Raw genomic sequence first — 25,754 nt, forward strand, 5'->3', positions numbered from 1 at the left:
TATTAGCGATCAACGATTTTTCCGAGCAATCAAAATCGGCATACAAATCGGCTTACAATTACCGCAAAGCGTTAGCACCTGAACCGAGGATTGGGCTAGGCAACTTGCCGTAACCTGGCTTAGCTTATTGGTACCGTTGGCGACCAGATGAGTGATTGTGTTGTCATTGGTATAGATCAATGCATAAGCCTGATATGTACCAGCCGTCAATCCTGAGGTGAAAAATGATGGCGTTGTGGAGACCACCAATAGCTTGCCATTTGCATCAGTCAATACATAACTGGTCTTAAGGCCAGCCCCTGAACTACCCCCAGTAGTTTTTAGTGTAATAGTCTGACCAATCTGATAATCACAAGCTGGCGGAGTAGGTGCACAGATAGTAATCACCAGAGCATCCGACCAGTCCAGGCAGCTTGCCGTAACCTGACTTAAATTATTAGTGCCATTGGCGGCCAGATGAGTGATTGTGTTGTCATTGTTGTAGGTCAGTGCATAAGCCTGATATGTACCAGTCGTCAACCCCGAGGTGGAAAACGATGGTGTTGTAGAGACCTGCACTAGTTTACCACTTGCATCAGTCAATACATAGCTGGTTTTTATGCCAGTCCCTGAGCTACCCCCACTAGTTTTTAGTGTAATGGTCTGACCAACCTGATAATCACAAGCTGGCGGAGTAGGTGCGCAGACGTTAATCAGCAACGCATCTGACCAGTCCAGACAGCTTGCCGTAACCTGGTTTAGATTGTTGGTACCGTTGGCGGCCAGATGGGTAACTGTATTGTCATTGTTGTAAGTCAATGCGTAAGCCTGATATGTACCAGCCGTCAACCCCGAGGTGGAAAACGAGGGCGTCGTGGAAATTTGCAATAGCTTGCCATTTGCATCAGTCAATACATAACTGGTCTTAAGGCCAGTTCCTGAACTACCCCCAGTAGTTTTTAGCGTAATGGTCTGACCAACCTGATAATCACAAGTTGATGGAGTGATGCAAGCTTTGAACACCAGGGCATCTGACCAGTCCAGACAAGTAGCTGATACGCCACTTAATGATTGACCTATCGATAGATTACTTACACTACCATCATACGTCAAGGCCAGCGCCATGTAAGTAGCAGCACCTGTCAAACCGGTAAAGGTAGGCGTGTTACTGATCTGTAGAATCTTGCCCGTATTGTCGGCTAGCACATATTTTGTACTGCCACCACTGCTACCTCCTGCACTCGCCAGCGTTACAGTAGCCGTGTTATATTCGCATTGGGCTACCGTAACAGGGCAACCATAAGCGTTTACAGCTACACCAGGGAGGGTCCCTGGACATAAATCCTGAGAATCGACTACCCCATCTGAGTCACTATCGGCCAACCAGTGTTTAGTAAATTCAGCCTTATATCTACCTGACATGGCTGTTACTTCCTGAATAATGGTAAGCCATAAACAGACTACACTTAGCAAAACATGTCGTTTATGTATCATAGAAAGGGATTTATTTACTCAATGTAGGAGCTACCAGATTACAGGCGGTACAAACAGTTCCCGTGTTAGCGTAGTTCTGCCGATAAAGATTAGTGGCTCCAAGAATATCATTCGATGAGTACATCGTATTCGCAAAGTCTCCTCCTTGCATACCTGCCGCACTTGAATTCGGATCACTACCATTGATGTATAACCGCAGGCCTGGTACACACTGTCCACCAGGTAAGGTGAAGGAGAACAACAATGTCTCCTGACCAGACGTCAAATCCACTTTCAATCCATTTGAGCCAATGCCATGAAAATCAGACCCCTGTACATTATACACCTCCGAATTATCCGTCCAGCCACCAGCCGCTACGCTATTGATAGTGAACGGAGAATCGGTGACCGACGAGGGCGTCACCACTGATACTTGCGTACTACCCCAATTATACTGTGCCTGAGTAAAACTCGGTCTGGTATAAACTTCATACCGACTCAATCCTGTGTTGTACCGTAATGTGTAATCCACATTCTGGGCAAAACTTGTTAATCCAACGCTTAACAGAAATAGTAGAAAATAGAATGGTTTCATTGGCATACGATTTAAGATGAATTTATAAGGATAAATGAGGGAGCAGAAATAATCTGCCCCCTCTGATTGGTCTAAGGAATTTGCTCAAGCATGAAGTCAAAATTGTACAGCTGACCAGTATTGAGCGTTTGATAATTGGTCAATACATTGGTAAAGATCAATGAGGTATCGTTGGATGTACCCTGGTATTTAACCTTTCCATCCATGTTAACATCACCGAAATAGTAACCAAACGCATTGTCATAGTTATAGACTGGGCTAGCAGAATTGCTCTGAGCGCCAATGACTTCGGTGAAGATTGGGATCAGATCGTTGATTACGCCCTGATATTTCACCTTACCGTCGCGATTGGAATTGCCTGCCCAGAGAGCTTGTTTGCCACTCACCGTAGTCTGCTCCCAGCCATCATAGTTATAAATTCCGATGGTCGTATTCCACAACTCAGTATTGGTCATGGAGGTGAAGTCGACCACAGTGCCGGTAACGGACAGCGGAATAGCAGTGGCCGTCATAGCTCCCAAGTGATTGCGGTGTTTAACACTCACATAGTAATTACCTGCCGTCAGGCTTGTGAAGCTTAGCGAGCTAACTCCATCGCTGGCCATCACTACATCACCATCTCGTTGTACTAAAGCAGAATGAGTAGCCACAACAAGCGATAGGTTAGACGGACTACGCAACTCAACAAATACCCAGTCCACAATGGCATTAGCTGTTCCAGCATTGACGATTGTCGCAGAGGCAGGCATGGTTTCCCCTCCGCCCCCATTCACCTGAGTGAATCGACTTCCTCCAATGGCGGAATAAGGCTCGGTCAGCGGCAGGAATCCTTTTGATCGTAAGTCATCACGCATTAGACCGTTGCTACCACCAATCAGAGCCCCTTGAAGCATCACTTTCAACCGCAATGAAAAACCTATTTTTACGCTTGATTGCTGTACATCCACACTCACGGTTGCCACAATACACTTGCTGGCACTATTGCAGACACTGTAGGTGAAGCTGGTAGGACCCACAAAACCAGGAGCGGGCGTGTAGGTGTACGAACCCGTTGGCGACATCACCACCGTTCCACTACCGGGCTGCCCCGTCGTGAACGTCAGCGGTAAACCTTGAGGATCACGGTCGTTGGTCGATACGTTGCCAGTTGCAGGTGTGTTCAAGCGCGTCAGTAACGCATCGTCCACCGCCACTGGGGCCAGCGTCGTGTTATCCGGCGGAGTTGGCTGAACGGTCACCGTTACCAAAGCTGTGGCGCATAACGGCGTTGTCGCTTGATCGCAGACCTGATACGGGAAGGTAACGACTCCCGTGAAATTGGCCGGTGGGGTGTAGGTCACCGTGCCGTTGGCGTTCACTACCACCGTGCCAACCGAGGGTTGAGTAAGTGAAATTAACGTTGGATTGCTCAACTGGCCGTTACCGCTGGTATTGCTATCAGGGTCGGTATCATTGGCCAATACAGCCACCGTAACAGGCAGACCTGTACTAGTCCGAGTAGCATCGTTGTTGGCAACTGGGCGGTTATTGTCATTCGGCAACAAATCAGGGATGACATTGATCGTTACACATGTGCTCGCACTCAGCCCAGCCGTATTACTGGCCGTGTAGCAGAAGCTCACCACACCCGTAAAATTGGCGGGAGGGGTGTACGTGTAACTGCCTGCGGGTGTCATCACCACCGTACCTACCGTAGGTAACGTAGTCACCGAAGCTGTCAGCGGAAGCGTAGGTGTGTTGGGGTCCGAATCGTTGGTTAACACATTACCTCGTACCGGCGTGCCTATATTGGTATTGGCAATGTCAGGTGTAACCGATGGAGGTAATTGACCTGGGTTGGGCTCCACGCTGATGCTAACCGTAGCCACATCACACTTGCCTGCACTGTTACAAGCTGTATAAGTAAAGCTGGTGGGACCTACAAAACCCAGTTGTGGCGTATACGTGTAAATACCTATTGAACTCATCACCACCGTACCACTTGTAGGTTGACCTGCCGAGAAAGTCAGAGGAAGAGCCGGGCTATTCGGGTCCAGGTCATTGGGTGCAACGTCGCCCGATTTAGGCGTGTTGATCCGGGTCAGTAAGGCATCATCCCCGGCTACGGGGGCCAGTATAGTACCAGCTGGTGGAGTCGGTAGTACATTAACAGTTACCAAAGCGGTGGCACACAAGGGTAAGGTTGCAAGGTCACAAACTCTATACGGAAAGGTTACCACACCTGTAAAATTAGCCGGTGGCGTGTATGTAATTGTCCCGTTACCGTTCACTACTGCTGTCCCGAAACTGGGCTGAGATACTAAGGTTGGCGGACTCTTCAGCTGACCATTCAGGCTCGTTTCCAAATCTGGGTCCGTATCGTTCGCTAGCACAGCGATTGGCACTGGAGTATCCTGAGTAGTTTGGGTAGCATCTGCATTGGGAACCGGGGGGTTATTACCCTGCACTGGTGCCGGTATGACATTAATCGTTACACAAGTACTCGCACTCAGCCCCGCTGTATTACTGGCTAAGTAGCAGAAGCTTGCTACACCTGTGAAGCCCGTGGGTGGGGTATACGTATAGCTACCTGTGGGGCTCAAGGTCACCGTACCCGATGTGGGCGAGTTAATTAGGCTCGTGGTTAACGGTAATCCTTGTGGATCTACATCATTGGTCAGCAAATTTCCGCTTACTGGTGTATTAATATTGGTGTTGGCAATATCTGGTGTCACAATCGGTGGCAGATCCGCTGTTTTTTGTACAATCACACTCACGGTTGCTACATTACACTTACCAGCGCTGTTACAGACCGTATAGGTGAAGCTAGTCGGACCCGAAAAGCCCGTCGGTGGCGTGTAGGTGTAGCTACCCGTTGGACTCATCACCACTGTTCCACTTAGAGGTTGGCCCGTCGTGAAGGTCAGCGATAAAGCTGGTGTATTGGGGTCACTGTCGTTAGATGCTACGCTGCCCGTTTTAGGTGTATTGATGCTCGTAATCAACGCATCGTCCACTGCCACCGGCGACAGCGTTGTGTTGTTTGGTGGAGTAGGTAGCACCGTGATGGTTACCAAAGCGGTAGCGCATAAAGGCGAACTAGCTTTGTCGCAGACTTGGTAAGGAAACGTCACTACACCCGTGAAGCTGGTCGTTGGGGTATAAGTCACCGTCCCGTTGGCATTCACCACCGCCGTACCTGACGAAGGCTGTCCCAGTAATACTGGATTGCTCAATTGACCATTGCCGCTGCTAGCCTTGTCAGGGTCAGTATCATTGGCTAGCACAACCACTATAACAGGGTTATTCTGGGTAGTCTGGGTCGCATCGTTGTTAGCAACCGGTGGATTGTCGATCGCTGGATTAATGTAAGGATCTGGGATTACATTGACACCTACTGTAGTGGTGGCGCACTGACCAGCACTGTTGCAGACCTGATAACAGAAGCCATCCACGCCGGTGTAACTACTAGCGGGCGTGTAGGTATAAGACCCACTGGCGGTTAAGGTTACACTACCATGAGCAGGCTGACAGACTGGGGTGGTGCTCACCGTCAGGGGAAGGCCCTGGGGATCCACATCGTTGATCAGTACATTACCACTTACTGGTGTGGCAGGACGTGTGTTGGCAATATCCGGCTTAGCAATCGGTGGCTGGCTCTGAGTACAACTGGCTGCTGATCCAGTAATATTGATGAACTGTTCAAGAGGGTCCTGATTACCACCCGCTGGCTGGCCAGAGAACGAATAAAAGCTGTTGCCTACGTTAAAGGAATACGCATTCACAGCAGCTTGAATAAAAGGATAACTGGGCGCCAACGGTGAAATAGGACCGAAACAACCATTGCCCTTGAAGGTGAATAAAGCCACTGGCACACCCACCACAAAAGCCCCTAAGTTCGACTCCGTAGGTGCTTTACCAATCACATAGTACCCATACGTAGGGTCCAGTACCACCGGACTATAATCCTGAGTAAAGACTGTGCCGTTGACTGCTGTCAATGATAAACCGGGACCTAATTTCGCCGGATTTTTATCCCAGACCTGTGCACCAGTTGCATCAGTAATATTGCTGATGACAAAACCGACCGGCACTTTGAGCGTAAACTGAGCGGTCGACGCCAGTTCAATAGCCCCTATATTGTTTGTATTGGGCGTTGCATAGTCGGGCACCACCCAGGCTGTGTAGGTCTGGGTGGTCGCATCATAGGTCACCTTGTATTTGACCGTGTTGGGGGATTGCTGGGCTAGAGCGCCCACGGCACTCAGCATCCAAAACAAGCCCCAGAGTAGATAATGTTTCATTGATACAGTTTTACAGATTAGTTAAATCGATTCACAGCAAGTCAGTTTGCTGTCGCCCACAGCCCTATGGGGTGGTGGGCGACAGCCTATGTTACGGCAGTTGTTCTCTGATTATATAGAAGTTTTGGCCCGATACGTTGCCTGGGTGATTTTTGGTCACGTTCTGGTAGATGTAGTTCACATCGTTGCCCGTACCCTGGTAAATCGCCCGGCCATCCAGATTCACATCCGCCGTCGTATAGCCTTGCAAGACATAGCTGGCTGAGCCAGTAATGTTGTTGGTGGCTCCTTTCACTTGTAGAGAAATAGCTGACACATCGTTAGTACTTCCCTGATAAATCACTGACTTATCATACAAGACATTACCTGCCCATAGTGCCACACCCTGAGCCACAGTCACCTGAGCCTGGTTGATGGCATTGGTTGCGATGCGATATGTGGGGGTGCTTGCCTGGCGGAAGTCAATTACAGTAGGTGTACTGCTCAGGGCCAGAGTCGAGGCACTCATCACACCTAAGTGGTTGCGATGACGAACTGCTACATAATAGCTGCCCGGAAGCGCCGAGGCAAAGGTCAGCGAGCTGACTCCGTCGGTGTCCACGATATCACCATCGCGCTGAACCAAAGCTGACCGGCTATCGACAACTACGGAGAAGTTCGACGGGCTGCGCAGTTCGACAAAGACCCAGTCAACGATGGCGTTGGCACCGGTGACAGTGGTGACACTAGCGGCCATAGTTCCTGTTGGGGTGATGGCACTCAGACTAGCGTAGGGGCTATTGGCAGGCAGATAGCCTTTGCTTCGCAGGTCATCGCGCATCAGCGGATCAGGCAGATTGACTCCGAACAGAGCGCCTTGCAGATACACCTTTGGTAATAGTGTAACCACAATCGGAGATTGCACATCCACACTCACAGTAGCCACATCACACTTGCCAGCCGAGTTACACACTGAGTAGGTGAAGCTCGTTGGCCCCACAAAACCCGTTGGGGGCGTGTAGGTGTAACTGCCTGTCGGACTCATCACCACCGTCCCACTCGTGGGTTGACCCGTGGTAAAGGTTAAGGGTAAACCCTGAGGATCACTGTCATTGGTCGACACATTACCTGACTTCGGTGTATTCACACTCGTCACTAAGGCATCATCCACCGCCACCGGCGACAACGTAGTACCCACGGGTGGAGTTGGCTGCACATTTACCGTCACCAAAGCCGTAGCACACAAAGGCGTTGTCGCCTGGTCACACACCTGGTAGGGGAATGTAACCACACCCGTAAAGTTGGCTGGTGGCGTATAGCTCACCGTTCCGTTGGCATTCACCACGGCCGTACCCGATGAAGGTTGGCCCAGCAGGGTTGGATTACTCAACTGCCCGTTGGTGCTAGTGGCATTATCGGGGTCGGTATCGTTAGCCAATACGGCGATCACCACTGGCACACCCTGGGTGGTTTGGGTGGCATCGTTATTGGCAATCGGCTTATCGTTAGTCGTCGGCGAGGGATCTGGGTTAACATTGATCGTTACACAGGTACTGGCACTCAGACCGGCTGTATTGGAAGCTGAGTAGCAGAAGCTTACCACACCTGTGAAGCCCGTGGGCGGGGTGTAGGTATAGCTACCCGTTGGTGTCAAGGTCACCGTACCGCTCGTGGGCTGGTTGATCAGGCTGGTTGTCAAGGGTAAACCTTGTGGATCGTTGTCGTTGGTCAATACGTTGCCAGATACCGGTGTATTGATGTTGGTATTGGCAATGTCTGGCGTGGCAATTGGCGATTGGACCGTAATCGTGATGTTGGTGTTTCCGGCTATGGCAACTGGCTTCGTACAGCCCAATGGCAATGCACTATTGGTCGACATAAATGTCACGACATAATTGCCTGCCTGGCTAAAGGTGAGCGTGGCAGAACTACCTGTGCCACTCACACTCGATACGCCGGTGGTTGGAAAAACTTTCCAGGTCATTTGTCCCGGGATACCACCAATCGCGTTGAAGATTGTGGTGGTACCGATTGGTGCCGTATCCAGACCACCCGCATTGATGACAGCAATGGGCGAGGGGGCCGCACAGGGATTCAAGCCAACCGCAATCAGCCCTGAACTTACTTTCTGAACTGGCGTACAGGTCAGATCGCCCGCGTTGGTCATCGTATAGACGATCCGATAGAGTCCTTCCTGGCTAAACGTAATGGCCGATGTGATAGCACCCGTGCCTGTATTTGGTGAAGCGCCCGCAGGGGAAATGATCTGCCACTGTACGTTTTGGTAAGGCTGTCCACCTACCAGAGTGAAGCTACCTGCCTGATTGATAGCGATAGCGGCTGTTGATGGCGATACCACGACCGTACTGGAGCCAGGGCTATCACAAGGAGCAATCGGTGCTTTAACCAGATAGTCGAGGGTGGACTGAACCGTATTTGGAACGTTACATCCTACAGGCTGGCTGCTGTTGGTTTCCTCAAAAATAATCTGATACGATCCGGCATTGAGGAATGTAATGGCCGGGGTTACCGTACCCGTACCGTTGTTAGGCGAAGCAGTGCTCGATGGTGCTACAAACCAACGAACGCTGCTGCCTGCTGTTGCGCCTACATAACTGAACGACGTAGCTCCGCCGGTCTGAACACTGCCGACACCCGGTATAACCTGCCCCGGAACCAGGGCAATACAAGGAATCACTGGCGCATCAGGTTGCACATCCACACTGACGGTGGCCACATCACACTTGCTAGCCGTATTACAAACCGTGTACGTGAAGCTGGTTGGCCCCACAAAACCCGTGGGTGGAGTGTAGGTGTAGGAACCCGTTGGACTCATCACGACTGTACCGCTGCTGGGTTGCCCCGTGGTGAAGGTTAGCGGCAGAGCCGGGCTATTTGGATCACTGTCGTTGGTGGATACATTACCCGATTTAGGTGTGTTGACCCGAGTCAGCAAGGCATCGTCCACCGCGACTGGCGACAACGTAGTGCCTACAGGTGGAGTTGGTTGGACGTTGACCGTTACCAACGCTGTTGCGCACAAGGGGGTTGTGGCTTGATCACACACCTGATAGGGGAACGTAACGACGCCCGTGAAGCTGGCTGGTGGTGTATAGGTCACCGTGCCATTGGCATTCACCACGGCCGTTCCCACATTCGGTTGGGAAATCAGAGTTGGGTTATTCAATAAACCGTTACCGCTGGTATTGCTATCTGGATCGGTATCGTTCGCCAGCACCGCTACGATGACAGGCACACCCTGGGTTGTCTGAGTCGCATCGTTGGCTGGAACGGGCGGGTTATTGCCCGATGTTGGCAGCGGGTTGACGTTGATTGTGACGCAGGTGCTTGCACTCAGGCCCACCGTGTTGGTGGCCGTATAGCAGAAGCTTACTACGCCCGTAAAGCCGGTTGGCGGGGTGTAGGTGTAGCTGCCTGTGGGTGTCATCGTCACCGTACCTGTCGTAGGCGGAGTCGTTAGGGATACCGTTAGGGGAAGTCCTTGTGGATCGATATCGTTGGTCAGTACGTTACCCGAGACGGGCGTATTGATATTGGTGTTGGCGATATCGGGGGTAGCAATGGGCGGTAAATTGACTGCACAAACCTTGAGGGGCAATTGACCGGAATAGGCAATGCAACTTCCGCCAATGCCCGACAAACTCGTACCGACGGTTAAGGTTGGCAAGGGTGTTACGGTATTATCATAACTAACCAGATACCCCAGGTAGTTACCAGCCGCTACGCCCGATACTGTATTGCTACCGGCTGCTGAAACGTACTGAATAACGCCTGATCCATTGGTCAGGATAATGACATGCGTGAAATTGCTTCCCAACACCACTGGCGTAGCGGTAAACGTCAGATTTCCAACGGTTTTATCGCAGGTAGCGGGCGTACAAACACTGGCATTCGTGCTGATGATGGCTGGTGCCGAATTGGCATCCACGCAGCCCACACCACCACTATTGACTACGGCCCGGTATTGCTGCCCATTGGTGGCATTGATAAAGCTGTAATAATTCTTACCAGACGTGCCAGCAACATCTGTCCAGGTGGTGCCCCCATCAGTGGAAGTTTGCCATTTCACGACGCCCCCCGTATTGCCTGAGAGTGTGACCGTACCTGCGTTGGTGGTGTTACAGAGTGTGCCACCCGCATAGGCTGCCGTGCCACCCACCGAAGGATTGGCACAGGAGGAAACCACCGTGAAGTTGGCCGTAGCGGTCGGACTCACCCCAGCCGTATTGCTGGCCACCGCTGTCACTAGTTGCGAACCCACTGTAAAGGTCAGGCTCGTACAAGTCCAACTCCCCGATGCGTTGGCCATGGTAACGCAGGATTGCCCATTGGGGCCACTCACCGTTACCGAAGCCAGGGCCGTGGCTGTACCCGAAACTGGCGGATTGGTGCTGGTGATAGTGACGTTGTTCGGCGTGGTGATGGCAATGGTGGGTGCACAGGCAGCCGCATTGATGGTTATGCCCGATGAGGCTACTGAAAGACAGCCCGCTACGTTGGCCTGAACGGTATAGGTACCTGCTGGAGCCGCGATGGTGGCTCCGCTCTGGGTCACTCCCGCCGAAGGACTGATCGTATAGGTAGCCGATGCATTATAGTTGCTGATGGTGAATGTGCCCGCTGTACTGCCACAAACCGGCTGGATTACCCCACCCAAGGTGGGCGTGGCCGGTGTGGCCGGAGCTGCATTCAGGGTGACGCCCGACGAAGCCGATGAACTACAACCGCCTATTGTCGCCTGAACCGTGTAGGTACCCGCTGGAGCTGTTATCGTAGCACCGCTCTGGGTCACTCCCGCCGAAGGACTGATCGTATACGTGGCCGATGCATTATAGTTGCTGATACTGAACGTGCCCGTAGCCACCGAACAGGTCGGCTGTGTGGGGCTACCCAAGGTGGGTGTAGCAAGGGTAGAATTCACCACAGCCGTCACCGGAGTGGTTGCTGTACTGTAACATTGACTGGTCGCATCATAAAAAGCCGCGTAATAGGTACCGGCGGCTAGGGATGTAATGTTACTGAGTTTATTGGCACCCGTAGCCGTTGCACTGCTATGCCAGGTCAGTGTGGTGTTGGCAGGTGTGTTACTGGCGGTGATGGTACTCAGATCGACAGTTGTGGCTGGGCAGGTGTTAGTCTTGTTGGTCGCGGATAAGATGGGAGCAGTAGTGCCTGCGTTACAGAACATACTGACAATGGTAACGTCAAGAAGCGAATTGGTGCCATTTAATTGGACATTATCGAAAGCCAATGTAACACTGGTGACACCTGAAGGGGCATTCAGTAATACCGTCGAATAATTGTTAACGTCAGTGTTAAGATCATCGCCGGTGCCAGAAAGTATATTTGGGGCAGTCCACGAATCTGTTGGCCCCAGTAATAGAGGGGTAAACGTAGCACCTGAAGCACTAAGAGTGAGTACTTCATCAAAATCCATATCCCCAATCGGCAAAACCATTGAGCTAACAGGATTGGTCCATGACAGGATAAGCGTATGTGCGCTATTCTTAAAATTGAGATAGACGCCACCGTTATTATAATTCCCAATACCTCTATTACTCCCAGTAAATGTATTGGGATTATCAACAACGGTGACGGTACCTAAAAGTGCATTGGTAAACGTATACCCCGTTGAGGTAGTAGTGGCCGTGACAGTTTGCCAGTCAATCGCTCCAACACCGGTATAGGATGGATAGACCTGAGCCTGTGTATAATGAAACGAAAACAGACTTATAGCTAAACCTAAAAAAATAGGTTGCCCAAGCCTTCTTCCCAGCGTAATGTCCCCCTTTATAGATTGCCGGTAGCGGCTGGACGATAGGGCGAACAGGTCGTTTAGCCCCCCGCCAAAGGCAAAGCGCAGCAGTAGGGTAACTTTGAGATAAAAGCTACTGAAGGCATTTCCCTTGCGATAGGCCATCGTTAGCATTACCTGAAAAATAGCATAGAGCCTACTTAGCCAGGACGGGAGCCCACCCGGTTCCGTGGGTGAGTTAAGGCTGAGCTCGAAGCCATCAATTGGTTTCTCCTTTGTGTGGAAAACCAGATACCTGAAATTGTGAACGTATTTATTATTCATATACACTTTAACTTATAGCTATACGAGCTGTGGAATGTCGATAAACCAGGTGCTTAGACTTGGGTGATAGTACCCCTACTACCCCTACGATACAGCTGCCCCGAAATCCCCAAAGGGAGCTGGGTTGACCTTACGCTCCTAAGTCCAGGGGAATTAGGTGTAGTACCGCCAGTAGTGCGATCCCACTCGCAGGATGGGCTCATGGACACCATTGCCAACGTCTGTACTTACTGGTGTCCACCAGACTCGGTCAATTAGGCTATTCTGGACATAGCTCAGGGTGAAATAAGCCAGCAGCAGTACCAGAGCCCAACGCACCCGCCAAACGGTGTTATGTAATCGTATAGTTGTTTGCATAGTAAGCACTGTTATGGTTGGTATGCGTGTTGGTGTTGTGTTTTACCGGCACCGGCTGCCCGGTCTAAATCTCTTTAGGGGCTTGGGAATTACTTCGCCAACGTTCCCGGCAGCACTGTACAGTTTACGGTACAGGCTGCAGCACTGGTTGTGATCGTAGCCGGAGCCGAGTTGGCATTCCCGCAACCCAATCCATTGTTGACCACCGCCCGGTATTGTTGATTATTGGCCGCATTGCTAAAGGATAAACCTGTGGCCGTGCTGGCGATGTCAGTAAACGTAGTACCCCCATCGGTGGAGGTTTGCCATTTCATTACGTTACCTGTATTGCCCGACAGCGTGAGGGGGTACGTAGAAACGTAGTTGTTTTCATGGTAAGCACTGTTTTATTGTTCTAGTGAAGTCAAACCTTACTTCGTAATCACTCCCGGCGTCACCAGACAATTGACGGTACAATTGGCTGCACTCGTCGTAATGGTAACCGGTGTTGAATTGGCATTGGCGCAACCCACTCCATTATTGACGACTGCCCGGTATTGCTGATTATTGGCCGCATTGGTAAACGACAGCCCAGTAGCCGTACTCGTTATGTCGGTGAAGGTGGTGCCTCCATCGGTGGAAGTTTGCCATTTGACCACTGCACCCGTGTTACCCGAGAGCGTGACGTTACCCGCATTTGTGGTATTACAGAGCGGTAATGTACCCAGAAAGGCCACCAGACCACCCACAGAGGGATTGGCACAGCTCGACACCACCGTGAAGGTCGTCGTAGCCGTAGTGCTCACGCCTGCCGTATTGCTGGCAACGGCAGTCACCGTCTGCGAACCTACCGTGAAAGTCAGACTCGTACAAGTCCATGAACCGGCCGCACTCGCCGTGGTTATGCACTGCTGACCACCTGGCGCGTTAACCGTGACCGACGCCAGCGGGGTAGCCGTTCCCGAAATGGGCGGATTGGTACTGGTGGTTGTTGTATTCGCAGGACTGGTGATGGCTATTGTGGGGGGAACTGAGGCACAGACCTTAAAAAACAGTCCATTGGAGACAACCGCTCCTGTTCCACAGGCATTTACTGTTATGTTGTTTAGATACGCATACAAACTGGCCCCTACTCCCGCCGTAAACGAACCCGGCGTATAAACGGCCATCGCTTCATAATCGCCTGCCGCTACACCGGAGAACGTAGGTGTGCTGCTAATGGCGGCAATGGTATTGGTGGCCAGATTGATCAATACATAGGTCGTGGTGGCACTGGCCGGGGGCGTACTGGCCGTAAATGTGAACGAGGTTGGTGCCGTCGTTGCATCGCAGGTGGTTGAACAGACCCGAATCCCAACGGACTGTGACCACATCACGCAGCCGGTAGCATCGCTCACTTCGCTAACGAGTTTGCCTACCGTAGCATTCACAAGGGTAGTGGAGGTATAGGCAGCAACCGCATAATATACTCCCGCCGGGGTGTTACTAAACGAAGCCGTTGCCGGATTGACGCTCACGATCCGGCCCGACGTCATATCTACCAGCAGGTAGCTGGCTGTTACACTGGCCGCTACGGGCGTACTGGTCAGTACGACATTAGCCGGGGCGGTAGCGTAATCGCAGGTAATGGGCAGGGTTGTTGGTGGCGTAGGGACATCGGCAAAAGCCAATGTATGGCAAAGCAGTAGCGCCAGCGCCCATACCCATCCGATAGGCCCCGCCATGTAGATAATCCTATTCTTCATAGCCTGATTTATTTAGTTAGGGTGCCCGGCGTGATGGCTACGCAGTTGGACAGTGGTGTAATGGGTGTGAGTACTGGGCGTTTGGTAATCCCCGACAAATCGGCCGAGCAGGCTCCCAGCCCGCTGAACGTAAAGGTGGTGGCTCCCAGAGCCGTGCCATCGTAGGTCATGGGCAGGTAGAACGTCTGGGGCCCGGTGGCAGTGGCCGTATAGGTAGCTGGCGTGCCAGCCGTTAGCCCTGAGCCGCTGACCGAAAAGGTACCCGTGCCCGTGGTGCTGACGGTAGCCGTTACTTTGAGCAGCACATTGGAAGCCGTGCCGGCAACCAGATTGCCCACAATGGCCGTAGACGCGCAATCGACCGTACCCGCGATCGTGGTCGGTGTCTGAAAAAAGTCTAATCCCCACGCGCCCGGATTGGCGGGATACCAGCCGAGAGAAGTGAAGCCACTACCCGGACTTGTATACCAGTAACTGCCGTGCGTGTCTGTACTATAGCGTTGAACAAAAAAATAGTCTGGATTAAGTGTCTGGGCCTGGGTTGCATTACCTGCATTATTCGCTGAAGCAAACCATAGCCGCTCATTAGCCGGATAATTCGGCGTTCTAACGAGATAGGCCATAGATGACCTCAAAGAACCAGCCACAATATCCTCGACATTCTTGGCCGCTATAAACGGCGTCAAAAAGTCGCTATCAGCGGCACTGTAGTTCTGATAAGTGCTAGGGTTATTTCCCCTTGCCGAGCCAGAACTAGTTCCCCACACCCAGAGAGTATGGTTTTCGTCTAGGGAAAAAATGTCATCACCTTTGGCTTCGATGGCTACCATCGGGGGCGTACCATCGGGGAAATTTATTTTTACCGGAGTCGATATTGTAGTCGCCCCCACTCCAGCTAGGACCAGTCGCCCCCAGGTATACACATCCCCCGTTGTGGTCAGGGCAGCTGCCGCTTGATAAGTAGCTTTAATGTCCACCACATTCGACAACGAGGGCACCTTAACCGGGAGGTTTCTGACGCTCGCACTCATTAAATACGTTCCCCCTCCCGTGGCCCAAACCGTCTTATCACTTTTGAGAATTACGGTTCCGCTAGTGTTATTAGATTCACTCTCTCCAAACGTAGCGACCCGAACCGCATTGGTGATTCCCGTCATCTGAACCGGTGTCGTCCCATATGCAGACGTGTTGGTACCGTCGCCAAAGGCACCCTCTTTATTGCTGCCCAGGCTCCAGACCGTGCCATCATTTTTCACAAAGACGGTATGACTAGGACCCTGCGATACAAATTTAGCATTGCTAATGACCTGAATAGGCGTGTGTTGGGTGGACGTGCTGCCGTAGGTATATTGGGCACTATTGCCTATGAGTCCGAATACCCAGCCCGTTCCGTCCGTTCTGATGAGCGCACCGGCAGAATAACCCAATGATATGAGTTTAACGTCTGCAAAACCCGGTACCGCATAGGGGTAAACGCCATAACTACCAGGAGAATTAACATAGGCAGCAGAGCTAGCAGGGAGAAGTAAAGAATAATCAGTACCTGCTGCTCCCTTAACCGGATAGGGAGCCGAGGGATCTGTCTCAACATAGACCGGATAGATAAAAGAAGAGCCCAGCCCTCCCCACATATACAATTGCCCATTGATGACCCCTACCGAAAATCCATTACCAATATTTAACTTGGCACTGCGTTTATACCAGCTTCGGCCGCCAAAGCCGTCGCCCACAAAGCCATCCTGGGCCTGAGCGAGTTGAGTGAAGGCCATTAGTATGAGCAGCAAACCTGTAGCCTGGCGAAGTAGTGTTTGTATACGTATAGTCATGGTGCTTATTGGTTTCAATTCGTTTTTATATCGTAATCGCTCTTGGTTTGGGTCATCAGGTTGGAGGTGGAGGATAGGAACAAACAACCGCCCGGTTGGCCGAGGCCTTCGGGAGGTGTTTAGAACGCATGAAGGTATCGTTAGCTCCATTTAGTTTACTTGGTTTATACAGTTAATTCGGTAGGGTAAAGCGGGTACGTATTATTGGTCATGCATCCTCTTCGGCCTGTAAATCGAATGATACTGGATTGACTAGCTTTGTAGACGCCGTTGGTAACAGGAAGTATCAACTTTTTTACGCATCCATTAAATTTTTTAAGCGACTGAATCTCTCTAACGATTATCTATATACGTACCTTCCCTATCCCAGAAAAAAGTGACTTTTTCGGCACTTACCTGAACAGAAAAAATTTTCAGGCAATCGTTTTTTTAGTACGTTGTTTACATGAAAATAACCGTATATGTTATTTTCATGTAGTTATGCTATCAACTTTACCCGGTTATGAAAAAGGGTTCGCAAAGGTCAGGGTATTATAAAATGCCCGTCAATAGTGATTATTCATCATTGCATCTTTACAAGCATCCATTACGAACGGCCAGGTTAATAGCTTCGACCGTGCTTTGCGCATTCATTTTTTCAAGAATATGTTGTCGGTGATTATTCACCGTATTCGGGCTAATGTTGAGTAGATAGGCAATTTGCTTACTGGTTTTTCCATCGGCAAGGAGCCGCATAATTTCCAGTTCGCGGGTGCCCAGTGGGCAAGCCGTCGGAGTTACTTCAGGCTTCTCCAGGGTCATACTGAAAAACACCGGATTTTCCGGATCGACCATATCCATCAGGGTCATCATAGGCAGAGCATCGGGCGGCCGAATGTGCGATACATCGACAATTACCTCTAACTGCGCTGTTGGGATTCTCTGCTGATCGTAAAATAAGGTCTGGCCCTGATGCATCACCTGTAGGTTACGGCCGTCGGCCGTAACCTGCCTGTAGAAATAGGTTCGCTTCAGCGTCCGTCCCTGGTTATGCGCCAGGCCAAATTCAACCGCTTTCTGTACAAACTGGTTAAAGGCAATCTGGTCGTCGGGGTGTATATATAAATTGACTAATTCAGAAAAAGAATGCGTTGCCAGCTCGCCGTCTGTGACGCCGAAGGTATGTTTTACGTCTCCACCCAGGTAAAACACGCGCGAGGTGGTTATCTCAACGAGATAATAGCTATAAATGCCTGGGCAACAAATGAGATTCAACGCCATTTGCAGCCATTCAGGCAATTTTTGGGTGTCAGCCTGAAGGTGTAAGGCATTAGCAGGATCGTATTTAGCCCAAACCGCTGCCGGTACGTTATCACGCCAGTCATCCACAATACTGTTTAATGAATCCGTATCACTAAACATAGGCAAGTTTAATTTATGAATGAGATAGTTGAGTAATTATACATACTCCTAAGTACTATTTACTAAGCCAATTAAGAGCCAACTTATTCCATTAGCTAGCTGACATTGGTCGTAGATACTTCAAATTGGGTCGAACAGTACACTTTTTTTAATCAAATGTGCATTTTAACTAAACCAGTGAATAAGTTACTTTCTAGAGATTGGCTTACCACGATCCAATGCATGAAAGGTTTATCAAAATGCTACGAACAAGATTTTTATAAAGCTCAATGGCACCAATAAGCCTATTGAATTTTCATAATTTCTAACCAATTCACTAGTTAATGTCAGCAAATTTGTACGCATTTTTCTCTTAAAATACCTACCGTAACTTCTATGAAAAAACTACTTCAACCCCTCGTTGTCGAGGATACCCCCGTGGATGCGGCTCTATTAGTTGATTACTTAGGGCAGTCGCATTTATGTAAAGAGCCTTTGATAGCGACCAATCTACAGGAAGCATTTTTTCTCCTGAACGAACAAGCGGTCGATGTACTGTTTTTAGATATTAATGTACAAGGTTTATCGGGGCTGGATTTTGTCAATCTGCTCCCAAAGCCTTTACCTGTTATTGTTACCTCCGCCCATCCTGAATACGCCGTCGATTGTTATGATCTGGGCATTAATGATTTTATTCAGAAACCCTATACCTATCAGCGACTGCTACGGGGTATTATCCGTTGCATTAAACCCCAGTCTCCGATTCAGGAAGCGAAGCCGAAAACGCAGACGGACTATATTTACCTGAAGGTAGGCCGTAAATCAGAGCGTTTCCCCATATCTGACATTTTATACATCGAAGCCTACGGTATCTACATCAAACTGATTTCCAAAACCAATATGGTGGTGGTAAACGAGCAGATTTCGGAAATCGAAAAACGGTTACCTGTTCACTCCTTTATTCGTATTCATAAATCGTACATCGTCAATCTGCTCCAGATAACCCGCATCGAATCCAGGCAAATCTGGGTCGATAAAAATAAACTCCCGCTGGGCGTAACGCATCGTGAACGCGTACACGATGTGCTTAAAGAACTGCGGATAGAACAGTGACAAATGGGTATAGGGTTATAAAGTTCTAAATTTTTGTCCCGATTTGCTCCCCTCTCCCAAAACAGAGGAGGGGCTACCTATTTTAGTTCATTTACTTAAGCTGTTGCTCGCTAGTTTATATGAACTTTCGGCTTACTCTACTCTTAGTAATCACGCTGCTACTGCCACGAGAATCAGTAAACGGCCAGCCCCCTACTATTTCACAATTGCGCAGTCAATTGGCGAAAAATCCGCATGATACCGTACGGGTACGCTTATACAGTGAATTAGCAAAACTATATAATGAGAGTACAGCTCCAGACAGTACCCGTATTATGGGCCTAAAGGGAATTGATCTGGCCCAGCGGTATCATATGGTTGTTTATGAAAGTCGGCTTTATTGGGCAATCAGCTACTATTATAAACGGACAACCCAATATAGCAAAGCTGAAGACGCTCTCCTGCGAGCCCTTCAATTGCTGGACAAAAGTGGGCCTGCTCTTACCTCGTTTCGGGGCAAAATTTTACTTCGGTTGGCGGCCATTTATTGCGATCAGGGAAAGTTCCAGAAATCAATTGAAGCCTCTTTGTCTAGTCTACGAATGGCTGAGCAGGTCAAAGACAGTGTGCAGATGTGTCATAATTATCAGTTACTCGCCTTATCGTATCGGGACTGGGACCCCCGTAATCTGCCGGTAGCCCTTTCATATATCCAAAAGAACATCCAGTTAGCGAAACAAATAGGGCGCAGACACCCCGAACAGCCAAACCTGTTGCTCTTTGCGGAACAGAATCTTGCTGAATTCTACGAAGCGCGTGGACAGTATGCGAAGGCGTATCCCTATTTGAAAAAATTTTTCGATTATGTAGTAGCCAGGAATGACTTAATTCAGATTTCTGAAGCCACGCTTCATGTTGCCTACAATTTAGTATACCAGAAGCGCTCACAGGAAGCCTTAAATTTTCTTGATCAGGCGATGCGCCGTAAACTGCTTCCTCAGAGCGAGATTTTGAACAATTATGAAATCTACGCCCTGGCGCATCAACAACTGGGTCATGGTGCTATCGCTTTACAGTATGCCCATGCCTCCTATACGCATGTTTTAAAAAAAAATGTGTATAAGCAAATTCTATCGGCCCTGAATACGTTGATTGCCATTGAAGAAAGCCAGGGCATGTATCATGAGTCATTGGTTCACTCCCGACAGTTGCTAGCCATAAACGATAGCGTATTTACTCGCCGAAAAAGCGAGGCCATTGCCGATGTAGAGGCCAAATACCAATTGACTCAAAAAGAACAGGCCATTACATTACTCCAAAAAGATGCTGCTCTCCGGAAAGTCATCTTAGACAAGAATCGGGAGGAATTGGAAGCTCGCCAACAACAAGAACTTTTTCTGACACTGTTTGCCCTATCGTTGGTGGGGGTTGTAGCCGGGATGGTCATCGTTTTTCGGCGCGAGCGTGCCAGCGCTCGTTTATTAGCGGCTCAGAAAGCTGAAATCGAAGACAAAGCGGAGCAACTCCAGCAGGTAAATAAGCTCAAAAATAGTCTGTTTTCCATTATAGGTCACGATCTGCGAGGTCCCGTTATCAGCCTCAAAAATGAGCTTAATCTCACCAATACGTTGCCCCAATCCGAGGTTACGTTTAGCCAGTGGCGTTATCGGATGACAGCCGTTGCGGATTCACTATACACGGCGTTAGACAACCTGTTGCACTGGTCACGGCTACAGGAGTCAAATATGACGGGTATCGTCCGCCCTGTTAACGTCCTTGATGTGGGCAATGACATACTCGAGCTTTATGTAAGCCTGGCCCACCAGAAACAGATTCGGCTGGAGCTTAAAGGCCAATCGACCTTTGCTACAGCCGATGAGAATTTCGTTCAGATTGTGATTCGCAATGTGCTCCACAATGCCATCAAGTTTACGCCTATCGGTGGCATTATTCATATCACAATTGAGCAAACCGACCATTATGCCCAGGTTCAGATTGTGGATCATGGTATTGGCATGGCGGATGTTGATCGCTGGAATCATCCAGCGAAGTCAATTCAGGTGAGTCTGGGCACCAATGGCGAAAAAGGAACCGGGTTAGGTCTGCTCCTATGCCATGAATTGATGGCCCGAAACGACGGTCAACTGTCCATTAAAAGCGAGCCGGGCAAAGGCACCACCGTAACCCTTAACTGGCCAATAGCACAGGTAAAGATATAAGGTTCTCCTGTTTCCGCTCATTCCCCTCACCCCCGGCCCCTCTCCCAAAACAGGAGAGGGGAGAGTAAAGTCAACTAGCTGTTTAAATCACGGTACTAGAACCAATCGTTTGCCGCCCGTTTCACTCTGTTTCCAGGCGTGTGCTACCTGGTTTAGCGCTATCGCTTCTGTTTCTAGCCGTAACTTTCCGGTTGCGACTAAATCAAAAAGCTTCGGCAGAATTTCTGTCGGTACTTTTTGCATGACTTCTCTGGGTATACTTCCTCCGCCAACACCGTAAAGTTCAATGGCCGCACTTCGTAGGGTTCCCGATGCCAATTGAATGGTCGACCCAGCCATTTCGCCGACGGTTACGTACCGGGTCCGATGCGCTTCGGCCATAAAGTCGTTACCCGTCAGTACACTTAGTATTAATTCGGCGGGATGCCCCCAGGTATAATCGATAATGATATCAATGGGTGTTTTTATCTGCTCTGCTTTTAAGGAAGCCTGCAAATCGGCATCAGATTGAGCCAGTGAAATAACTACATCTGCGCCTAAATCGGGCAGCGTGGCCAGTACCTTCGGGTTTCTACCCATAGCAATCACCTTCCCGGCTCCAAAGTATTTGGCAAGTTGAATGGCCATTTTGCCGGTAACGCCCGTTGCTCCATTCACCAGAACGGTGTCGCCCGGTTGCAGGCCAGCGCGATAATACAATGAGAACCAGGCCGATAAACCCGGATTGGGCAAAGCAGCCGCCGTTACGTCATCAATAGCATCGGGTAATACAACATACCCCCCTTTCCGAATCAATGCCTTCTCGGCCATCGCAGCCCCTGCGTAAAAGGCAAATACACGCGTGCCATCGGGCAATAGACCAACGCCATCGGTGCCTAGTATAGCGGGTAGCTTCTTCGTGCGATCATAGTGCGAACCGCTGGCCTGAGCCTTGTCAATATTTTTGATGGATGCGGCTTTTACCGTCATTAATAGCTCGTTTTCAGTTTGTAAAACTGGCTCGGCGACATCTTCGTAACGGGGTGTTTCGCCAAATTGATGAATCACTGCGGCTTTCATAGTAGTCGTGTTTTTGTTACGACAAAGGTCCGCTCCCTCTGTGTCGCGACACGATAACAATTGTTAAGAAATTCTACTTTTTATCAACCAGCACCTTATTACGAATTCGACTCAGCGACACGGGTGTGATGCCCAGATAGGAGGCAATGTAATGTTGCGGCACGCGCTGAACAATATGTGGGCTATCGGCCAGGAGTTCCAGATAACGCTCCTGGGGGTTGTTCTTAATACGAGACAGGAAAAGCTTGGCATAGTGGTGCATCCGCTGCAAAATATGCGCCTGCATCAGCTCTTGATAGCCCGGAAGTCCTGCTATAATCAGGTCCATATTCGCTTTTGATATGACCAGTAATGTAGATGGCTCAATACTCTCGATACTAAATAAACTCGGCTGCCCCGACTGGAAGCTCTCTATCGACGAAACGCCGTAGTTTTCAAAGAAAAACTGAAACGTAACGTCTTTACCATTGTTGTTAAACCAAAGGCGCAGGCATCCTTTCTTAATGAAATACGCATTTTTGGAGACGTCTCCTTCGTGCAGCAATGTTGTTTTGGCGGGTATAGTTAGCTCCTCGACCAAATGCCCGTATTGTCCCCAATTGATGCCAAAGTCCGATGAGTTGTCGTTGAGCATACGGCTATTATTGTTTAGTCTGCCCTGCACCCCAGAAAATGGCATTTCGAAAAATGGTCACAAACGCATCGTTCTTGAATAAATCGGGGTGATGCCCCATAAAGATGTAGACATTTCGGGCTTTCATGTGTTCGTTCGACCAAATCACCGGATGATCTCCACCCATTTTCAGATTTGAGTCAGGCTCATAGGTCGATTCATCGACAGTGGCCAACACCTTGACATTGGGGCGCGGACTCTTGTCATAAGTGTACCATTCTTCTTTCTCTACCTCAAAGGCTGTTGGAACGTCTTTCATACAGGGGTGGTTTTGCGCTTCCACATGCACCGTTGCTTTGGCAAACGTAGCAATGTAATTTTTGTAGCGGATACCGCCCATAAACTCCGAAAACCAGGGCCACATCGCGTACCCATCAAATTCGCCCAGTAAAGATGCATGGTGAAAGCCAACCCAGCCCCCGCCTTTTCCTTCAACGATGTAGTTTCGGAAAGCTTCTTTAGCGGTGTCTGTCCACATGTAAGGTGGGTAGTTCAGCTGGATAACTAACTGATAGTTTGCGAGGAAAGCCGCATTGATCGGCTCGGTATTCTCAATATAATCAATCGCAAAGTTATTTTCGGAGGCAACCTGAGCGAGCCACTTTTTGGCCTCTGCAACAAAAGGGGCATGAACGCCCCCGCCTTTTTCGGCAATAGCCACAACCCGAAATTTAGGTTTTGTGGCTTGTCCTGATGCTGATTGGCTAACAGTAAGAAGAAAGAAACTAACAAAAACTAGGGTAGAGAAACAGGTCACGAAGCGGACTTTCATTCGGGTTCAGGGTTGGGTAAATAGGGTTGTCTATACTTAACGAATCAGGCTGAGGGGTCCTTCTTTTTGATCAAATTTAACTTTCTTTCCGTGATGTAGCTGGTACTGAATGCTCCAGGCATACACACCTATTTCACAAAGCTTACCCCGGTAGTACCCATCCCACTGAAACGGCGGGTTGGTTGTCTTAAAAATTACCTCACCCCACCGATTGAAAATCGTAAGCGATGTTATGATAATATCACCGCAACCATAGGTCAGGAAAACATCGTTCGCTCCATCTCCATTGGGGGTAAAGCTATTGGGTGCATAGAGAATACAATCACAGGCTCCATAGTCGATCTCGATGGAGTCGGTTACAGTGGCACATTCATTCCGAACACTTCCCCAGAACACGCCAGATGTACTCACGAGCCGTTCCGTAGTAGCGTACTGATCCAGCCAGGAAAATTTCCCCTCGGTAACTATAGGTTTTATAGTAAATGTCTGAGCCCCACAAAGCTCTTGATCTGGCCCTAAATCCAGCTTGGGCGGGGGTATATAACGCACCTTAATGGTATCTGTAGCTACACAACTCGCCTGTGTCACACTAATACTATACGCACCAGATTGTTTGACCGTATAGGTATTTTGTGGAGAGCCATCCTGCCAACGATAAGAAGCGGTGGGAATGGAAGGAACAGTTAGCGTCACTTCCTGCCCATTGCAAAGGGTTGTATCGGCACCTAGGTCAAAATCAAGGGCATAATCAACTTTAATCGAATCCCGAAGTGTTTTACAGCTTGTAATCACAGTAACCGAATACTTGCCGGGTTTTGTGACTTGCAGGGTGGGCTTAATGCTTCCATCATTCCACTTATAATCAGAAGCGCCGGGGGTTGTTGCGTCCAGCAAAAGCGTATTTCTGCGACTGCAAAGGGTTGTATCGGCGCCCAACTCAAGATTGATGGGCGTCAGGAGCACATCGTCAATAAAGAGGTAGTAATAACCCAGAAACGGCGGTGTTTTATAGAAACTCCCAATTGTCAGATACTCCTCCCCTCCTTTGGCATTCACAAAACCGGATATCTTAAGCCATTGTAAATGAGGAATACTCGCTTTAGACGTCATATCCAGAATTTGTGGCCTGGCATCCAGCATATCGGTGGTGGTACCTGTAAGAGGCTGCCTAGAAAAATAAGCACCGATTGTTTCTGTAATATACTTGGCCGGTGTATCGGTAGCGACGTACATTTCATAATAATAGCACTCATCTGCATTGAGCGGCTTGGTTAAGCGCACGCCTAAATACTCCTCCCACCCCTGATCGAAGTATAAATGGGCAACGCCTTGCCCCGAATGAGGAGGCAAAATCAACTGACCGAAATCAAAACAATGATGATAAAAATCGGGCGTCGCTTTGTTGGGGTTATACCAGGGCGTTGCCTCTATTAATTGGTTATCGTGCTGAGGGCAGTTTCGGTAGGTTTCAAAGCTTCCATTCGGAACCAGATTCTGACCCATAGCAATGCCAGGGAGGGCGACTATGAGCCAAAATACGCTCCAAATGAATCCTCTGTGCATAGCTTTGTTGTACTATGAATAGGTTTAGGAGTTGTTTCCAGTAACTACGAAAAAAAAGGTATCGAATATACGAAATACTCATACAAAATAGATGTAACACCCAGTTAATCATATCGCTATAATTTCCTACCTTCTGTACTTTCACGTATTAGTTTGTCAAGTCGGCTTACCTGAGTAGCCAATTGTTTGGCCGACATTACCCAATTGATCATTTGTTTTTTATACCAGGGAGCCTGTTTCTGAAAAAATATCCATGCGTTTTCATTCGCCTTAAACAAGGTCTCAAATTCGTCGGATAGGCTTACATCTTTTTGTTCGTAGGCGTAAATTTTCGACTTGTTTTCTTCGCGTTTGGCAAACGCAGCCACACCTGCCGGGTGCATTTGTCCTTGCGTTGTGAGCTCTTCGATTTTAGCTATATTCACAGCACTCCAGATACTTTTGGGTTTCCTCGGTGTAAAGCGTATGCAATAGCTATCCCCATCAATTGATTTACGGACACCGTCTATCCAGCCAAAACACAGCGCTTCGTCAACCGATTGCGACCAGGTCATACTCGGTCTCCCCGATCCAACTTTGTAAAAACCTACGAGAAGCTCCGTCTCTTTATCATGATTTGCTGCTAACCACGTCCGAAAATCGGCCGGAGTTGGAAAGAAGGTTGGTGTCATTAAGCTTGT

16 protein-coding genes are annotated in these 25,754 nt (G+C 49.3%); 2 read left to right on the top strand and 14 right to left on the bottom strand.

The annotated features are described in order from the left end of the window. Window positions 1-9: 9 nt before the first annotated feature. From GO755_RS16415 to GO755_RS16455, 9 genes are all read right to left on the bottom strand, one after another. Window positions 10-1,473 carry a hypothetical protein gene (locus GO755_RS16415; RefSeq protein WP_157586249.1) on the bottom strand — a complete coding sequence of 488 codons (1,464 nt, stop codon included), beginning with the start codon at window positions 1,471-1,473 and terminating at the stop codon, window positions 10-12. Window positions 1,474-1,483: 10 nt separating this feature from the next. Then, a complete protein-coding gene (locus GO755_RS16420; protein ID WP_198174847.1) occupies window positions 1,484-2,047 on the bottom strand; it encodes a hypothetical protein in 564 nt (187 codons plus the stop codon). 71 nt (window positions 2,048-2,118) lie between these two features. After that, on the bottom strand, window positions 2,119-6,330 hold the full coding sequence (locus GO755_RS16425; RefSeq protein WP_157586250.1) for an Ig-like domain-containing protein: 4,212 nt from the start codon (window positions 6,328-6,330) through the stop codon (window positions 2,119-2,121). Window positions 6,331-6,421: 91 nt separating this feature from the next. Beyond that, window positions 6,422-12,409 (bottom strand): Ig-like domain-containing protein, encoded by a 5,988-nt coding sequence (locus GO755_RS16430; protein ID WP_157586251.1) that lies wholly within the window; start codon window positions 12,407-12,409, stop codon window positions 6,422-6,424. Window positions 12,410-12,562: 153 nt separating this feature from the next. Continuing rightward, window positions 12,563-12,766 carry a hypothetical protein gene (locus GO755_RS16435; protein ID WP_157586252.1) on the bottom strand — a complete coding sequence of 68 codons (204 nt, stop codon included), beginning with the start codon at window positions 12,764-12,766 and terminating at the stop codon, window positions 12,563-12,565. 89 nt (window positions 12,767-12,855) lie between these two features. Then, complete coding sequence (locus GO755_RS16440) at window positions 12,856-13,080, bottom strand: hypothetical protein (RefSeq protein WP_157586253.1); 225 nt, start codon at window positions 13,078-13,080, stop codon at window positions 12,856-12,858. Window positions 13,081-13,176: 96 nt separating this feature from the next. Beyond that, complete coding sequence (locus GO755_RS16445) at window positions 13,177-14,490, bottom strand: hypothetical protein (protein ID WP_157586254.1); 1,314 nt, start codon at window positions 14,488-14,490, stop codon at window positions 13,177-13,179. A gap of 8 nt (window positions 14,491-14,498) precedes the next feature. After that, the gene (locus GO755_RS16450) at window positions 14,499-16,316 is read right to left on the bottom strand and encodes an RCC1 domain-containing protein (RefSeq protein WP_157586255.1); all 1,818 of its coding nucleotides are present in this window, start codon (window positions 16,314-16,316) and stop codon (window positions 14,499-14,501) included. A 573-nt stretch (window positions 16,317-16,889) separates the two neighbouring features. After that, on the bottom strand, window positions 16,890-17,717 hold the full coding sequence (locus GO755_RS16455) for a response regulator transcription factor (RefSeq protein ID WP_157586256.1): 828 nt from the start codon (window positions 17,715-17,717) through the stop codon (window positions 16,890-16,892). Window positions 17,718-18,092: 375 nt separating this feature from the next. Between GO755_RS16455 and GO755_RS16460 the strand changes: the two genes are divergently transcribed. Both GO755_RS16460 and GO755_RS16465 read left to right on the top strand, forming a co-directional pair. Continuing rightward, a complete protein-coding gene (locus GO755_RS16460) occupies window positions 18,093-18,809 on the top strand; it encodes a LytR/AlgR family response regulator transcription factor (RefSeq protein WP_157586257.1) in 717 nt (238 codons plus the stop codon). A gap of 119 nt (window positions 18,810-18,928) precedes the next feature. Then, entirely contained in the window at window positions 18,929-21,007 is a 2,079-nt protein-coding gene (locus GO755_RS16465; RefSeq protein ID WP_157586258.1) for an ATP-binding protein, read from the top strand. Between the two features lie 87 nt (window positions 21,008-21,094). Here GO755_RS16465 and GO755_RS16470 read toward each other — a convergent pair whose 3' ends face one another. The 5 genes from GO755_RS16470 to GO755_RS16490 form a co-directional block, all read right to left on the bottom strand. Beyond that, a complete protein-coding gene (locus GO755_RS16470; RefSeq protein WP_157586259.1) occupies window positions 21,095-22,066 on the bottom strand; it encodes a quinone oxidoreductase family protein in 972 nt (323 codons plus the stop codon). A 73-nt stretch (window positions 22,067-22,139) separates the two neighbouring features. Continuing rightward, the gene (locus GO755_RS16475; protein WP_157586260.1) at window positions 22,140-22,700 is read right to left on the bottom strand and encodes a Crp/Fnr family transcriptional regulator; all 561 of its coding nucleotides are present in this window, start codon (window positions 22,698-22,700) and stop codon (window positions 22,140-22,142) included. 7 nt (window positions 22,701-22,707) lie between these two features. After that, the gene (locus GO755_RS16480; protein WP_157586261.1) at window positions 22,708-23,511 is read right to left on the bottom strand and encodes a ThuA domain-containing protein; all 804 of its coding nucleotides are present in this window, start codon (window positions 23,509-23,511) and stop codon (window positions 22,708-22,710) included. A 36-nt stretch (window positions 23,512-23,547) separates the two neighbouring features. Continuing rightward, window positions 23,548-25,074 carry a gliding motility-associated C-terminal domain-containing protein gene (locus GO755_RS16485; protein WP_157586262.1) on the bottom strand — a complete coding sequence of 509 codons (1,527 nt, stop codon included), beginning with the start codon at window positions 25,072-25,074 and terminating at the stop codon, window positions 23,548-23,550. A gap of 116 nt (window positions 25,075-25,190) precedes the next feature. Then, entirely contained in the window at window positions 25,191-25,745 is a 555-nt protein-coding gene (locus GO755_RS16490; protein WP_157586263.1) for a YdeI/OmpD-associated family protein, read from the bottom strand. Window positions 25,746-25,754 lie beyond the last annotated feature (9 nt).

It is taken from the genome of Spirosoma arboris (assembly GCF_009754945.1).
In the GTDB taxonomy this organism is placed as follows: Bacteria; Bacteroidota; Bacteroidia; order Cytophagales; family Spirosomataceae; genus Spirosoma; species Spirosoma arboris.